The organism is Streptomyces chromofuscus (genome assembly GCF_015160875.1).
GTDB lineage: Bacteria > Actinomycetota > Actinomycetes > Streptomycetales > Streptomycetaceae > Streptomyces > Streptomyces chromofuscus.
Window position 1 is genome coordinate 6,425,987 of record NZ_CP063374.1, and the last position, 15,686, is coordinate 6,441,672.

Below are 15,686 nucleotides of genomic sequence, written 5' to 3' on the forward strand. Positions count from 1 at the left end.
GTGAGAAGCGGCGCGTGCGGAGCGGCGCGTGAGTGCGTTCGGGTCGGGCAGCACGCGCCCTGTGCGCCCCAGCCGAGCCCCGTAACGTGCCGTACGGATTCGGCCAGTCTCGGCGGCGGCACCACGGTGGGGCTACGGCGGCTGTCCAGAACCGGCGGTCACACGCGCTGCGCGACTACGGTCGGATCCGCAGTCACCGCTCGGCAGTTGGGGCGATCCGCGGCGGTCGGGGCCGTGCGGGACGAGCGGGTGCGGGCCCAATGCCAGTGACTTTGTGGTTTGCGTCTCGTTGGCTGTGGTGTGGCGAGGGTGGGGCAGGTCAAGTCGCCTGCGGGTGAGCGGTTGTCGGACCGGATCGCGATCGGGGTGCTGACCCGGGCGTTTCCGCCGGGTCTTGTGGACGAGGTGATCGCGGAGACAGGTCGGGGCGAGCAGCGCAGTCGTCTGTTGCCGGCTCGGGTGGTCGTGTACTTCGTCCTCGCGATGTGCTTGTTCTTCGGGCAGGGCTACGAGGAGGTTGCCCGGCTGTTGGGCGAGGGGCTCGGAGAGGGGCGGCGGTCGTGGCGGGTGCCGACGACCGCCGCGATCGGCCGGGCCCGCCGGCGGCTGGGGTCCGAACCGCTGAAGGTGCTGTTCGCCAGGGTGTGCCATCCGGTGGCCGTGCCCGATACGGCGGGCGCCTGGTGCCGACGGTGGCGTGTAGTGGCGATGGACGGCACCTGCCTGGACCTGGCGGACACCGATGCCAACACCGAGTTCTTCGGGCGGTATGCATCAGGTCGTGGGGTGAGTGCGTTTCCGCAGGCCAGGCTGGTGGGACTGGCCGAGTGTGGCACTCACGCGGTGTTCGGCGCGGCCGTCGGCCCGCTGTCGGCCAGTGAGCAGTCACTGTCCCGGCAGCTGTTCACCCATCTGCGGAGGGGGATGCTGCTGCTGGCCGACCGGGGCTTCTACGGGTTCGAGTTGTGGCAGGCCGCCCGGGAAAGCGGCGCGGACCTGCTGTGGCGGGTGCGCAAGAGCGCCGCCCTGCCGGTGCTGCAGGTCCTGGACGACGGCTCCTACCTCAGCTCGGTCCACGCCGAACGGGACCGGAAGAGCCGCCGCAACCCCGTGACCGTGCGGGTCGTCGAATACACCCTGGCCCGCACCGGCAACGCCACCGTCTACCGGCTGGTCACCACCATCCTCGACCCCGAACAGGCACCGGCCCACGAGCTGGCCGCACTCTACGCCCAGCGATGGGAGATCGAGACCACCCTGGACGAGATCAAGACCCACCAGCGCGGCTCCGGCCTCGTCCTGCGCTCGAAGTACCCCTGGGGCGTGGAGCAGGAGATCTACGGGCTCCTCCTGGTCCACCACGCCATCCGGCAACTGATGCACCAGGCCGCCCTCAGCAAGGGCCTGGACCCCGACCGCTTGTCCTTCACCCGAAGCCTGCGAGTCGTACGCCGCCAGGTCCCCGCCCAGGCGGCGTTTTCCCCCCGGCACACTCGCCCGCGCACTGACCCGCACCCTGGCTGAGATCAGCGAACGCCTCCTACCCGAACGGCGTCGGCAATCCTGCCCCCGAGTCATCAAACGCAAGATGTCCAACTGGCCCCTGAAACGAGCCGAACACCGCGGCTGGCCGCCGCCCGATCCAGCCGTCATCACGATCACCGGACCGGGCACGACCTAAAGTCACCGGCATTGGGCCAAGACCCGCTACGGCATCGCCACCCAGACCCTGCCCAACGGCTACTGCGGGCTGCCCGTTCAGAAGTCCTGTCCGCATGCAAATGCCTGCTTGACCTGCCGGGTCTTCCTCACGGGGCCCGAGTTCCTGCCCTAACTGCGCGAACAGCACGCTTGCACCCTGACGCTGATCGACAATGCGAAGAGCTGCGGTCATGCCCGCGTCGCCGAGATGAACCAGCAGGCCGCCGACAACCTTGACCGCATGATCGGCGAACTCGCAGACGGCTATGGCCAGGAGGCCGCGGACGCCGGCTGACAACTCTCGCCTGATCGTCGCCCCGGCGCGCCGCCGGTCCACGGCGACCCGCCGACGGGCGGTCTCCGCCCTGCGGCGGATGGACGCCATCGGCACCACGATCACGTTCGAGACGGTCGCCCGCGAAGCGGGCGTCTCCCGGTCCTGGCTCTATAACCAGCCGGAACTGAGAGTCGAGATCGAACGCCTCCGGGCCCGGCATCGAGTCCCCACGACAAGGCCCGTTCCCGACCGGCAACGGGCCTCCGACGCTCCCCTGCTGAGGCGCCTGGAGACGGTCACCAAGCGCAACCAGCAACTGGAAACCGAAAACAGGGAGTTGCGCGAGGCACTATGGTGCGGCGGGGAGCAAGCGAGAGTCATGGCGCTGTCATTCAACTCCAAGGCTCGCTCTCCCTATGAGCTGGGTCGCTGCTGACCTATAGTCGGGGTGATCAGCCGTGCGGCGGCGGATCGAGGCGGGACGGCGCGTGGCTCTCGTTGCGCTCCCGAAATTTCGTAAACTTCTCCCGCGGACGGATTCGCTTTCCTCAAAAAAGGGTCGGACCCGTTAAGGGATATAGCACCTTCGACAAGTGGTATTTCGATCTCTCCGACTAAAGATGATGACTGGCCATCACCAATGTTCGCCACGGCTTGCGTCTGGACGCCGGAGCCGTGTTGATGCCGGTGAGGAGTGGGGCCCGTGAGCAATGAGGACGAGTCGAGCAACGGAACCCAGTGATACACGGACCGCCGGCGGCTTGCCGAGCGAGGGGTCCGAACTCCTGTTTCCGAGGCCGCAAAATGCCTCTCGCGGCCAGGCGCCGCTGACATCGATGTTCCCGTTCTCCGGAAGGCGTGAGGGATGTGGAACAGGAGCGTTCGCCGACCATGGAAGCCGGGCGTGAATATCCGAGATCGGACGCCCCGAACTTTCCGAAAGATTTGTCCGTCCCCTGACTGCTACGGATACTGGGCGAATGAACGAATCAAAAGATCCGTCGGTTCCTCCCTACTTCGGGGAAGATGACATCCTCGTGTACGGATGGATCCTCGACGGGGGCGGCAGTCGCGCTGACCGGGCAGCCTCCGAACTCGGCCTAACCCCGGAACGGGCCGCTGCGGCACTGGAGCGCCTGTGGAGCCTCAACCTGATCAGGACGGTCAGCCCCAGGCCCGGCGAGATCACGGCCGTGGATCCCGATGCCGTGGCCGACGCGCTGACCGCGCCGCTGCGCGACTCGATTCGCCGCCAGGAGGAGCAACTCGAGCGGATCCGCAGCGGCATTGGACTGCTACGTGACCGCTTCCTGAACCGCAGGCCCGGCGGCGACGACAGCGCCGTCGACGTCATCCCCACGCTGGAGGAGGTGCGAGCAGCGCTGAACCGGGCGTCGGCCGAGTGCCGCGAGGAAGTGGTCAGTAGCCAGCCCGGCGGCAACGGGCGGATCCCGGAGGCGATGGAGGAAGCTCTGGGCCGCGACCACGCGCTCCTCTCGCGGAACGTGCGGATGAGAACCCTTTACCACCACACCGCCCGGTTTAACGGCCCCAGCCAAGCCTACGTCGCCGCGGCGACCGCTCTCGGCGCGGAATACCGCACCTCGCACGAACTGTTCGGCCGCTTGATCATCTACGATCGCAGCCTCGCCTTCCTGCCTGACAGGAACGGGAGCTGGGGTGCGGTCGCGGTCCGGGAACCCACTGTCGTGCAATACCTCTACGACATATTCGAGCAGTACTGGACGCGGGCCACACCCTTTTCCGACGCGGCGCAGCACGGCCTGGAACAGGTGGCGAAGGAAATTCACAGTACGATCGTGCTCCTGCTCGCCGCCGGCCTGAAGGACGAGGCGATCGCCCGGCGCCTTGGGATGTCGCTTCGTACGGCCCGCCGGCATATCGCCGACATCATGGGTGACTTGGGCGCCGAGAGCCGCTTCCAAGCCGGGGTCCTTGTGGCGCAATCTGGGTTGGTGAACCGTTCTCAACCTGGGGTGTGAGGCTGATTTCGAAGGGCTGATAGGAGTTCGTGACGTGGCAAGGCTCCTGCATTTTCGGTCGGCGATCTCACTCTCTTCGACGTAGGAGCACTCCCCTGAACGCGAAGCGCAACTGCGCCGACGATCCAGCTGTCGGCAGTGATGGACCACAACGGCGTGGTCCTGGCCCAGCGGCAGGTCGCTCCAAGAGCATCGAGATCCTTTCCTTCGCGCCGGTGCCGGGAAGGGCTCGAACTCGACGATACGGTGGTGACTCCGACGTCCTCGGCGGCCAGCACGACTACGGTCCTGTCCGTCCGGTCGCGGCACGCGCTGCGTGGCCATCGTGGAGAAGAACCTTTCGCGTACACCCAGGGCAGGAGCTGCCTTGGCGGACAGCCCGCTCAGGCAGCGCACTCACCACGCGCGCCAACGCGACGAAATCTGCCGGCTCAAGGCCGCGCTGCGTTCAGCCACCTCCGCTACCCAGGCGCCCGCCAGACGACCTAGTCGTTCAGCGGCGCAGTGACGGGAGCACTGGGGAGCTGACCATTGATCGCGTCTGCCTGATCACCAGCCTAAGCGTCTTCGACGCCAACTGGATCAGAGAACACAAAGGTATCGAAAAGCTGCTGCACCAGGTACGAGACCGCACCTTCCGCAAGGACGACTCCAAGTTCTGCACCCTAAGCCTGCCCCGCAGCATGGCCTCCCTGCGCAACCTCGCCATCAGCCTCCTCGGCGCCAGGACGGTCAGAGCGACATCGCCACTGGCCTCCGCCACACCGCCCGCGAGTAGCGCCGGTCCATACGAGCCCTGGGTCTCACCTGGCGAATCCAGACCGATCTTGATCACGCATTGCCCCAGACGGTACCGAGGAATCGTCACTTGCCGAACCCGACGGTGTGCTGCAGAGTCACATCGGTGGCAGGCACACGTGCTCACCCGACGACACCTGAGAACCAGGGTGCCGACGTCTTCCGTGCGGCAGGGCACCGCCACCGGAGCGCGACCTTCGGCGTCTCACGTTGAGGCAAGTCCTTCGATGCCCGGACGATTCCGTGCGTACGACAGGTTTCCCGTGCCCCGCGAAGGCGTGGGGCACGTGGCAGTAGGACGTCCGCCAGCCTGTGTACGCCCACGCTGCCTCGATGGACCGGCGTCCCGCGGGGGACGTCGACGGCACAACGTCCCCCGCAAGGTGGGGACCTCCTGAGGAGACGTGTATGGACGCAGTCGCAGGTTTTCGGGCCGCTTTGGAGAGATTCCTTGGCGACATCGTGTTCTCCTTCGACACGCACGGTGGCCGCAGTGCGGCGGTGGTATGGCCCCGGGGTGAGTCGGCGGTCCTGCGGACTCTGGTGGCGGCCCACGACCGGGGCGAACCGTGTGCGTACAAGGCGGCACGCGATGTCGCATGCAGGCTGGGCGAGTTAGCGAGCCAGCCGGTCGTTGCCCGGTTCCGGACCGTCCCTGCCGCAGACGCGGACGAGGAGTCGACTATAGAGGTAGACACCTTTGTGGTGGTGCTGCGAGGAGCCGTGGAGGTGCGACTGGTGCCGCTCGGATCCGCTTGGCCCGCCGAGGTGTCCCGCTTGCAGCACAGACTGCTCGCGGGCGAAGTCCTGTACATGCCGGCCCGCTTCGGCTGCGCCCTGTCCGCGCAGCACGCCGTCGCCCTCGTCCTGGAGTTGACGCTCGGCTGATGACCGAAATCCGGTGCGTTCCCAGCCGGGGGGGGTGCCTCTATGTCTTTCGTCAAGTGAGGCGTGGGGTTCGGGGTTCGTAGAAGGTGCCGTCGCGGAGCATCGCGAACAGCACGTTGATGCGTTGGCGGGCCAGGCGGAGGAGTGCCTGGGTGTGGGTTTTTCCTCGGGCCCGGCATTGTCGTAGTAGGTGCGGGAGGCGGGGGCGTGCAGGGCTGCGAACGCGGACAGGAACATCGCGCGTTTCAGCTGCCGGTTGCCGCCTCGTGGCGCGTGTTCGCCGTGGATCGAGGTGCCCGACGACTTGGTCGTGGGGGCAAGTCCGGCGTAGGAGGCAAGGTGGGCTGCGGTGGGGAAGCGGGTGCCGTCGCCGACGGTGACCAGCAAGGTGGCGGCGGTCCTGACCGCGACCCCCGGAATCGAGGTCAGGACCGCGCAAAGAGGGTGAGCCTCCAGCAGCTGTCCGATCTGCGCTTCCAGGGCTCGTCGCTGTTCGTGGACGGCCGCGAGCGAACGGGCCAGGGACGGGATCACGAGGTCGAGGGTGCCGGTGCCCGGGACCACGACGGTCTGCTCGTCGAGCGCATCGAAGATCTCGTCGATCAGCCGGGCGGCCATGCGCGGACCCTTGGGCCGGATCACCTCAACGAGCCTGCGGCGTCCGGCCTTTCGCAGGGCGGCTGGGGATCCGTAGCGTTCCAGCAGCCAGGTCACGGCGGGGTGGTCCAGGCGTGGGCCCAGGACGCGTTCCAGGCTGGGGTGGAACTGGGTGAGCAGGCCGCGTATCCGGTTGGAGGTGCGGGTGGCCTCGGCCGCCAGGTCCTGGTCGAAGCCGGCCAGCACGGTCAGCTCGGCGGTGATCTCGTCGGTGAGCTCCAGCGAGCGCAGCGTGTGCGGCATCGTCCGGGCGGCGTCGGCGATGACCGCGGCGTCCTTCGCGTCGGTCTTCGCCTCGCCCGGGTAGAGATCGGCGATCCGCCGCATGGACAGGCCGGGCAGGTAGGCGACCTTGCAGCCGGCGTCCCGGGCGACGGTCAGGGGCAGGGCGCCGATCGAGGCGGGCTGGTCCACGATCACCAGCACGGTGCCGAACTTCGCGGCCAGCTTGTCGAAGACGGCCCGCAGCTTCGGCTCGCTGTTGGGTAACTGCTTGTCGAAGACCTTCTTGCCGGCGGGTGTGAGCCCGTGCTCGTGGTGGGCGCTCTTTCCGACGTCCAGGCTGAGGAAGACGCCCACGTCGTCGATGTCGTCCAACCCATCCTCCCGAACAGGGATCGTGTAGTGCCGGCCAGGGCGTTGGCGTCGTATGCGCGCATCCACGTTATGCAGACCTGCCGCCCGCAAGCGGCCGGGCATTGCGCCAGGCCAGGCGGTAGTCGGACCTCTCATCAGTGTCTCCAACGGCGCCTCCCGGGCCCGGTGACACCACCTCCAGGTCATCCGTTCGACAGAGGGGACCAGCCATGCCGGGCACGGAGGCCAGCGGCCCTCTTGCAGGACCGCGAAGAACATAACGGGGGACGCACCGGGTCCGCGCCTGGTCGAGTTCCAGGTCCCAGGCATTCGTCGGTACGTCGTGGATCACGACAACGAACTGCTCGTCGCGCTGTCATTACATGCGGCGCGGGCACCCGTTGGTGGGACAGCCGGGTAGTTCGTTAAATCCGGCGGTAGAGGTCAATGCCGTGTCCGGTGGTGACTGCGTCGATCAGGGCCTGGAGGTCGGGGGTGGGTCCTTGTCTGTCCAGGCTCGCCACCATCGGTTGAGGATGATGGCAGGGGTGAGCCAGGAGCAGGTGGCCCGTAACGCCGGAGGCCAGCAGGGCTGTTGGGGCCGGTGGGGCTCGGCTGGGCCCCCTCTCTGGTCCCTCGTCGGGGCTGGGGTCCGGCGCGGTTGCGTCCAGCGGTCCGGGTGGGGCGAACCATTGGTCCCAGCAGAAGGAGAAGGCGCAGTTGACGAGGGTCTGGTGGCGGCGGATGGCGCGGTCGGAGCGGATCTGGAAGTCGGCCCAGCCGAGTTCATCCTTGATCTGTTTGTAGCTCTGTTCGATCCATGGTCGCAGTCCGTAGAGGCGGACGATCTCGGCGAGGTCGGCCGACGGGTGCGGGCCGGTTGCAGCGTGGGGCGCGTCAGGGTGGGGCAGGTTGGTGGCCAGGTACCAGGTGGCCTTGTCCGGCAGGCGGGATGGGTCGGTGGTGGCCACGACCAGCCGGCAGGGTGAGTCGGGCCGTAGCCGCCCAGGCGGGCGTCGGCGGCCCACCAGGTCTCGGTGTGCCCGTCGCGGAAGTGACGCTTAACGGGTGTCCAGTCGCCTGGATGCTTGGCATCCTTCCAGGTCAGGGCGTGAGCGGCTTCGATGGGGGTGTGTGGCTGGTCGGCTCGGGCAACAGGTGCCGCGGTGCGGCTTGAGCGCGACCACGTAGGCCAGGCCGGCCTCGCGCAGTGCGAAGTACCAGTCATCGCTGACGGAGTAGGCGCAGTCGGCGACCACGGCCCGGCAGGCGAAGCCCGCCTCCTTCCCGCGGGCCGCGAGAGCGGCGGACAGTTGCGGTTTCGTGCGGAAGGCCGGGTCGGACCGACCACGGGCGAAGTGGTGGGCAGGGGTGTAGGGGTGCGCGTGCAGCGGGTAGTAGACGCGGCCGTCGGTCCACACCGTGGTCACCGTGACGATGCCGTTGTCTTCTTGCCCAGCCGGCCCAGCCACTGCCGGCCCACGTGCGCGGTCGCCGTGCCGTCCTTTCGGTCCCCGGAGTCGTCGATCACGATGACCCCGCCGTCGTGCGGAGCCGTCGCCGACTCCTCGCGCAGCAGTTCAAGCCGCCGGTCGTTGATCTGCTCGGCCTCCCAGGGCGACTCGGACAGGAAGAACTGCAGCCGCTGCACCCCCGGCATTCCCGCACCGGCCACCGGCTCCGCCCCTGCCAGGCAGGTGATCGTCTTGTTCCGCTCCCGAGGCGCCAGCAGCCCGGTCAGATACTCACGAAACCCCCGCCGCTGGGCCAAGCTGAAGAACAGGTTGTCGAACCGAGCCGCGTACTCCTCCAACGGCCCCGGCGCGGGCGGAACACGGACGGCGAGCGGTCATCTTCAGCCCCCCGGTAAGGCAGTTGACTCCTACCACCGGCCTACGACCAACCTGTTTTGCCGTCAACCCATGCCACCGCCGGATTTAAGGAACTACCGGTAAGTGGCTGTTCGATCTGCTGCGCGGCCCGGCCGCGGGCATCGGCACTCCCGGGGGGTGGTGGCGGGGGCTGCTGGTCTGCGCGATCGACGGCACGCTGATGTCGGTGCCCGACAGCGAAGGGAACCTGACCGTGTTCACCAAGCACCGCTGCAACAACGGCGGCGCCGGATATCCGGCCCTGCGGCTGCTGGTCCTGGTCTCCTGCGGCACGCGCACCCTCCTGGACGCGGTGTTCGGGCCGCCCAGCGACGGTGAGACGGTCCATGCCCCGCGCCTGCTGCGCAGCCTGCGCAAAGGCATGATCGTCCTGCTGGACCGCAACTTCACCGCCCAGGCGCTTGTGACCGCCATCGCCAGGACCGGCGCGCAGGTCCTGGGCCGGGTGAAGAACAGCCGCCGTCTTGTCTGCCTGCGCCGCCTTCCCGGCGGCTCCTTCCTGTCGATGTGCGGCACGGTCCCCGTGCGTGTCATCGACTGCGAGATCACCCTCACCACTGTCACGGGCCGCAGCACCGCCGGCTACTGCCTGATCACTACCCTGACCGACCACCACACCCACCCGGCCGCCGACCTGATCACCCTCTATCACCAGCGGTGGGAGATCGAGACCGCCTACCTGGAGATCAAGTCCACCATTCTGGGCGGCCGTGTCCTGCGCGCCCGCACCCCGGCCGGCACCGACCAGGAGGTCTACGCGCTGCTGGTCACCTACCAGGTCCTGCGGCTGGCCATGGCCGACGCCGCCAGCACCCGTCCGGACGTCGACCCCGACCGGGCCAGCTTCTCCATCGCCCTCAACACCGCCCGCGACCTGGTCATCCAGGCCACGGGCATCATCGCCGACACCGTCATCGACCTTGTCGGCACCATCGGCCGCCGCATCCTGGCCGACCTCATGCCCGACCGCTGCATCCGCACCCGACCCCGTGTCGTCAAACGCGCGATCTCCAAGTACAACCCCAAAGGCACCGTCGACCGGACCAGTTACAAGGCCACCATCAGCATCAACATCCTGACCACACCAGGCCCTTGACGGCCGGACCGAGCCCCTACTGAGGTTGAACTCGTGGTGTCGTAGGTGCTGACGGCTGGTCGTCGGCTGCGGTATCACCGAGGCATGCGGTATCCACAAGGGGGCGGGCTGACCGCCGAACGGCAGCAGTTTCGCGAGGGGTTACGGCTCCGGGCTGCGGAACGGTTCGCTCGGGGCGAGACGAGTGCGGTGATCGCCAAGGAGCTGCGGGTCAGCGTCCGGTCGGTGCAGCGGTGGCGGCATGCGTGGAACGAGGGTGGTCCGCGGGCTCTGCGGTCGCAGGGGCCGGCGTCGCTGCCCAGGCTGAGCGAGAAGCAGTTCGCGCAGTTGGAGGCGGAGCTGGCCAAGGGCCCGGCTGCGCATGGCTGGGAGGACCAGCGGTGGACCCTGAGCCGCGTGAAGACGGTGATCGGCCGGCGTTTCCACCTGACCTACACAATCCAGGGCGTGCGGAAGCTGCTGGTGCGTAACGGCTGGTCCTGCCAGGTCCCGGCCCGACGCGCCATGGAGCGGGACAACGACGCCGTGGCCGGGTGGGTCAAGGAGGTGTGGCCGTGCGCGGAAGACTCGCGGCGGCTCGTGGAGCCTGGCTCGTCTTTGAGGACGAAGCCGGATTCTCCATGACGCCGCCGCAGGCGAAGACCTGGTCCCAGCGAGGCCGCACCCCGGTGGTGCGGGTCCGCGGCCGCTCCCGCAGACGGATATCGATCGCCGCGCTGACCTGCTACAAACCCGGCCACCGGTCCAGGCTGATCTACCGGCCCCGCCGGGACGACGGCCAACGCGACGGACGCAAGAGCTTCTCCTGGCGCGACTACCGGGACCTGCTGACCGCCGCCCACCAGCAGCTCGGCGGCCCGATCGTCCTCGTCTGGGACAACCTCAATGTCCACAAAGCCGCCGACCTGCGGGAATGGGCAGCAGCCCGGGACTGGCTGACCATCTACTACCTGCCGCCCTACGCGCCCGACCTCAACCCCGTCGAAGGGATCTGGTCCCTCCTGCGGCGCGGCTGGCTCTCCAACGTCGCCTTCAGCACCCCCGAACACCTCGTCCAGCGCCTCCGACGTGGCCTACGGCACATCCAGTACCGCAGCCACCTCATAGACGGCTGCCTCGCCGAGACCGGCCTGACCGTCAGACCCACCTGACCCAGCACGACATCACGAGTTCAGTCTCAGTAACTATACGGCATTGGTACTAGTAGTGCTTGGTCAGGTTGATATCGGTGTGGGTATGTCGCGGTGGCAGGTGGGGCAGGCGCCGGTCCATGTCGCGAGGAGGGTCTGTAGCTCGCGGACGACGCGGTAGAGGCTCAGGCCGGCGCCGTTCCTTTTGGGGCTCTGGCCAGTCGTTGCAGTGTGCAGAAGGCATGCGCGACCGAGACGAGGGTGACGTGGTGGTGCCAGCCGTTCCAGGTGCGGCCCTCGAAGTGGGACAGGCCCAGGGCTTGTTTCATCTCGCGGTAGTCGTGCTCGATGCGCCGGCGAAGCTTGGCCAACCGGACCAGTGTGGTCAGCGCGGTGTCCTCGGGCAGGTCGGACAACCAGAACTGGACCGGCTCGCTCTCGCTTGCGGGCCACTCGGCCAGCAGCCAGCACTCGGGCAGTTCCGGGCCGTCGGCGGCTTGGCGGATCTCGCGGCCGGCGGGCCGGACCCGTAAGGCCACGAAGCGGGAGTACATCCGCCTGACCCCGCTGCGGCCGGTGCCCGGCCGGGAGCCCTCCCGCCACTGCACCGGCCGTGCTGCCTTCCTGCCCGCCGCGATGACCAGCTCTTTCACCGGCCGGGCAGGGTCGGGATACTTCGCCACCGGCGGGCGTCCATGGCCCGAGTACGGCTCGCATACCGGGACTGCGTCGGCGGGCTGGGCCGACATGGTGGTGGAGATCCCCACCACGTAATTCAGGCCGCGGACCTGCAGTCCGTGCCGGAAGGCCGCGCAGTCGCCGTATCCGGCGTCCGCGACGGCCAGCGGCACCTCGATCCCCCAGGAGCGGGTCTCATCGAGCATGTCCAGGGCCAGCTGCCACTTCTCGACATGACCGACGTCGTCGGGGATGCCGCAGGCAGCGCGACGGGCCACCTTGCCGGGGTCGGCTTTCGGTGAGGTGGGGTCCCAGGTCTGAGGCAGGAACAGCCGCCAGTTGACCGCCGTCGAGGCGTGGTCGGACGCGAGGTGCAGTGAAACGCCCACCTGGCAGTTGGTGACCTTGCCCGCGGTGCCGGTGTACTGCCGCGACACGCACGCCGAGGCCGTCCCGTCCTTCAGGAAGCCGGTGTCGTCGAAGACCACGGCCTTCGGCCTGATCGCCACCTCCATCCGCCAGGCCAGCTGGGCCCGGATATGCGCCGGGTCCCAGGGGCTGGTGGTGATGAAATTGGCCAGGGCCTGTCGGTTGCCGTCAGCCCCGAGCCGGGCGGCCATCGGCTCGATGGACTTGCGCCGCCCGTCGGTCAGCAATCCCCGCAGGTAAACCTGCCCCCACCGGCGCTGGTCCTTGCGCGCGAACGGCTCGAACACCTCCGCCGCAAACGCCTCCAACTCACCACGCAACAAACCAATCTCGTCCGGAGTCACACACTCCCAACGTCACACCCAGCCCAAAGGACACGTGCCACCACAACCAACCTGACCAAGCACTACTAGGAGCCCGGTCTGCCGGGCGATGGGCCGCGGAGGTGCTTTAGCCGCCCCACGAAGTGTCGTCGACCGAGATCGGCCGGGGGTCGAGCTGCGCGTCGGCCACAATATGGTCCTGGGATCTCGGCGCGCTGTGCGGGGCCAGGCCCAGTAGTCCGAGGGAGAGCAAAGCGGCGGCTGCGACGTACGATTGTGCGCGCGATGTGAAGAACAGATACTTCATTATATGCCTTCTATATTTCCCTATATTTCGTTCGAATTAGCGAATCGGATTGCAGGGCAATGTGACCTGTGAGGGAAGGAAGAGCCTCAACAAGAGGCCTGGCAGCAAGCCGTTACGCGGTGCCGAACGTCCCAGGGACAACGCAATGACGTACCGTCGCCATGGAGCCTGCGATGGCGTGGTACGCCAGTATGTGGGCCATGGGCGCCAGTACCTGCCGCCCCGGCCGACTCAGTTGCACCACGCGGGCGCTGACAGCGTTGTCCATGGTGTAATGGGCCGCCTTCCTGTCCACCCGCGGGACGCGATCTCCCGCGGGGCTGAAGAGCGCACATGCCGTGCACCGACTGGGCGCGCTGGCCGCTGGAGGCGGCCCCGTCCGTACCCGTGGCCGATGGCGCCGTGCGTTTCCTCGGGTGCCGGCCACGGGAAAATCATGGCCGGGGGGGGGAGGGGCGGACAGCCCTGCAGACCCTATCACGAAGCTGCTTGACAGCAAGAGGACGAGGGATATATAGAGAAAATGCGGACACGATGCCGTGCCTGACTGGGCCCCTCGAGTACTTCCTGACGCCAGCGGGTCCGTATAGAACGGGCGGGACCCGGCCGCTACCGGTCCGGCGCACCACAAACCGGCGGGTGCCGTAAGGCGAAGGGCGGGTCGCCGGCCGCCCGTTCGTCGTGGTCCTGTGGGAGGGCCGCCGGACTCCGGGCTCGGCAGGAGCCCTAGCTTGACTCTGTCGGGGATCTTGGCGTCGGCGGAGTCAACTGCCCAGGGTTCGCCAGGACTTCGGGCGAGGGATCTCGCGCTGGTCGAGGTAGTTGTCGAGGTAGTTCTGGAAGGCAGTCGGCTGGCGGGGTGCGGGGGCTTCCTCAGCCGGTGACCGTCCGCCGAGGCGCTCGAAGTTGACGGCGATGGCCGTCAACACGTGCTGGACGTGGACCTTTCCCTGTCCTCGGTAGCGGCAGCGTCGTATGCCGTGTCCGTGGGCGAACTCGTTGACCGTGCTCTCCACTCCGGAGCGGACCGCGTATCGGGCCTTCCACTCGGGCGTCTGCTGTTCGGCGCGGACGCGGAGTTGCAGGTCATGGAGCTCGCGCGGGGGAAATCCCACAGGGACGGCACTGGCTCTTGGTGAACCGTGTCACGATCAGCGGGGCCGCAGTGGGAGAGGAGGTCGGGTAAGGGCCGTGCCAGCCCGCGCTGACCTGCCCCTGGGGACAGGTGACCTGCTGACGATCGAAGTCGATATGGAAGTCGTCCCGGGCGAAGCCCTCGCCTCGGCGGTGCTGGCGGGTGGGTTGCTCTTCAGCGGACCGGAGACGGTGACCTGGTGTTCACGGGCGGCCTGTTCCAGGTGGGGCAGAGAGGTGTAGCCGGCGTCGACCAGGTGCTCGGCGGGCAGCAGGCCGCGTCGGGCGAGGCGGGTGTGGATGCCGGGCAGGACCTGGCTGTCGTGGGTGGTGGCCGCGGTGGTGGCGACATCCGTGATCACGTTGGGGCCGTCGGCGGCACAGGTCTCGGTCAGATGAGCGGCGAATCCCTTCCAGCTGATGATGTGTCCGTGCCGCGCGTAGCGGGCCGAGGTGTCGTAGGGCGAGACGATCGCTTTCGACGACGGTGGCAGACCCGCCCCGCCTTCCTTCTCGGCGGTGCGCCAGCGCAGGTGTCCCGCGGCATCACGGTGATAGTTCTGCATCGTGATCTGCCGCAGAGCCTGGATGCGAGGACCGGACATGCGGTCCGCTCCGTAGCGGTGGAGGTGTTCCAGAAGCCGGACGGCGTCGTTTCCGGTGTCGAGGATCCTGGTCATGGGCTTGGTGGGGTTCTTCCCCAGGCGGACCGGCCGGCCGTAGCGCAGCCCCCAGCCCTGGTCGACCAGCTCGTCAAGCAGATGAGGAGAGATGCCTGCGACCTCTTCGAGTGCGGCGCGAACCGCCTCGGTGACCAGCTCCAGGCGGGTCAGGTCACGCACCGCGGCCAGGACGTGCGTGGAGTCGGTGCGCTGCGTGGTGCGCTCGCGCACCAGTCCGGCCTCCTTCAGGCGGGCCAGTGCGAGGTCGAGGAGGCGGTCGGCACGGCCGTCCTCGGCGAGACGATCACGGAAGTCGCCCCGCACACTGTGGTGGAAGCCGGGATCGTCCAGCTCCATGGCCATCGCACACTTGAAGTCGATGCGGCAGCGGACCGCCTCGGCGGCCTGCCTGTCCGACAGCCCGAGCAGGAACTGCAGCACACAGACGGTGGCCAGCTGAGCGGGCGAGAGCCCCGGACGCCCGTCCCTGGGGTACCAGTCCGCGAAGTCCTCGTCGCGCCACAGCCCGTCCAGCCGGTCCCGCACCCATATCGCCGTCGTGCCGCCCGGGTTGCTCGCCCGCGCGACCCGCGCGGTCAGAGGCGGAACGTGCTCACCGGAACGGGGGCGCAGGGACAACGGGCACCTCGACAGCTGCAACGGTCGGCGGAACTCCCCGATCACCCCGTCGACCATGCTGCCGCACCGGGAAACTCCAAGATCCCCGACAGAGTCAAGTAGGCCTGGCCTAGGCCGTCTCGCCACGATCCAAGCCATGGGACACCTCCACCCACGGCGACACGCAACCCGAGGCGGCAATCGGCAGCTCAAGCGGGCTGTGCTCCCCTCCGCCTCCGCCTGCATGACCGCCGCCCCGCCTACTGCGACAGGACTCGAATTCCCCTCGAGCCAGCAGGCAGTGCGCCAGCCGCTCGGCCGCAGCGGGACGGTGTCCCGCGAAGCCGTGTAGCCGGTCGAGGGGCGTGAACGCGCGGGTATCTGCCCGGGGCGTGCATCCGCAGTCGGTGAATGCTCCCTGAACATGGGCGGGCCATCGCGCAAGTCTTTCTGGTGAAAAGGCAGTTCGACCGGAGGAGTGCACGATGGCGGACGCTACCTCGGCATGACGGAGCGC

The 15,686-nt window shown here is 68.0% G+C and carries 9 protein-coding genes and 2 pseudogenes; 5 read left to right on the forward strand and 6 right to left on the reverse strand.

Features of this window, described 5'->3' with window-relative positions; all coding sequences use genetic code 11:
• The first annotated feature begins 300 nt into the window (after window positions 1–300).
• The gene (locus IPT68_RS28880) at window positions 301–1,524 is read left to right on the forward strand and encodes an IS4 family transposase (protein WP_189701394.1); all 1,224 of its coding nucleotides are present in this window, start codon (window positions 301–303) and stop codon (window positions 1,522–1,524) included.
• A 16-nt stretch (window positions 1,525–1,540) separates the two neighbouring features.
• On the opposite strand, the gene IPT68_RS35095 is transcribed toward IPT68_RS28880, so the two are convergent.
• Window positions 1,541–2,101 carry a hypothetical protein gene (locus tag IPT68_RS35095; protein ID WP_194074021.1) on the reverse strand — a complete coding sequence of 187 codons (561 nt, stop codon included), beginning with the start codon at window positions 2,099–2,101 and terminating at the stop codon, window positions 1,541–1,543.
• On the opposite strand from IPT68_RS35095, the gene IPT68_RS28890 reads away from it, so the two are divergent.
• Both IPT68_RS28890 and IPT68_RS28895 read left to right on the forward strand, forming a co-directional pair.
• The gene (locus IPT68_RS28890; RefSeq protein WP_265584003.1) at window positions 2,067–2,414 is read left to right on the forward strand and encodes a DUF6262 family protein; all 348 of its coding nucleotides are present in this window, start codon (window positions 2,067–2,069) and stop codon (window positions 2,412–2,414) included. The genes IPT68_RS35095 and IPT68_RS28890 overlap by 35 nt on opposite strands.
• 544 nt (window positions 2,415–2,958) lie before the next feature.
• Window positions 2,959–3,981, forward strand: coding sequence for a helix-turn-helix transcriptional regulator (locus tag IPT68_RS28895; protein WP_189701397.1), 1,023 nt, complete (start codon window positions 2,959–2,961; stop codon window positions 3,979–3,981).
• Window positions 3,982–5,719: 1,738 nt separating this feature from the next.
• On the opposite strand, the pseudogene IPT68_RS28900 reads toward IPT68_RS28895, so the two are convergent.
• Window positions 5,720–6,921 (reverse strand): annotated as a pseudogene (locus IPT68_RS28900) (IS110 family RNA-guided transposase).
• A 423-nt stretch (window positions 6,922–7,344) separates the two neighbouring features.
• Window positions 7,345–8,753: pseudogene (locus IPT68_RS35230) on the reverse strand (IS701 family transposase).
• 139 nt (window positions 8,754–8,892) lie between these two features.
• On the opposite strand from IPT68_RS35230, the gene IPT68_RS28915 reads away from it, so the two are divergent.
• On the forward strand, window positions 8,893–9,888 hold the full coding sequence (locus IPT68_RS28915) for an IS4 family transposase (RefSeq protein WP_229818491.1): 996 nt from the start codon (window positions 8,893–8,895) through the stop codon (window positions 9,886–9,888).
• A gap of 84 nt (window positions 9,889–9,972) precedes the next feature.
• Window positions 9,973–11,039, forward strand: a protein-coding gene (locus IPT68_RS35235; RefSeq protein ID WP_444545037.1) for an IS630 family transposase whose coding sequence is annotated in 2 segments (ribosomal slippage) — window positions 9,973–10,416 and window positions 10,419–11,039 — 1,065 coding nt in all. Because the reading frame shifts where the segments join, the coding sequence is not laid out codon by codon here.
• Window positions 11,040–11,203: 164 nt separating this feature from the next.
• On the opposite strand, the gene IPT68_RS28930 is transcribed toward IPT68_RS35235, so the two are convergent.
• The 3 genes from IPT68_RS28930 to IPT68_RS28935 all read right to left on the reverse strand — a co-directional run bounded on the left by IPT68_RS28930 (window position 11,204) and on the right by IPT68_RS28935 (window position 15,247).
• A complete protein-coding gene (locus tag IPT68_RS28930) occupies window positions 11,204–12,469 on the reverse strand; it encodes an IS701 family transposase (RefSeq protein WP_189701401.1) in 1,266 nt (421 codons plus the stop codon).
• Window positions 12,470–13,519: 1,050 nt separating this feature from the next.
• On the reverse strand, window positions 13,520–13,870 hold the full coding sequence (locus IPT68_RS34350; RefSeq protein ID WP_228039972.1) for a transposase: 351 nt from the start codon (window positions 13,868–13,870) through the stop codon (window positions 13,520–13,522).
• Window positions 13,871–13,906: 36 nt separating this feature from the next.
• Complete coding sequence (locus tag IPT68_RS28935; RefSeq protein ID WP_228039974.1) at window positions 13,907–15,247, reverse strand: transposase; 1,341 nt, start codon at window positions 15,245–15,247, stop codon at window positions 13,907–13,909.
• Window positions 15,248–15,686 lie beyond the last annotated feature (439 nt).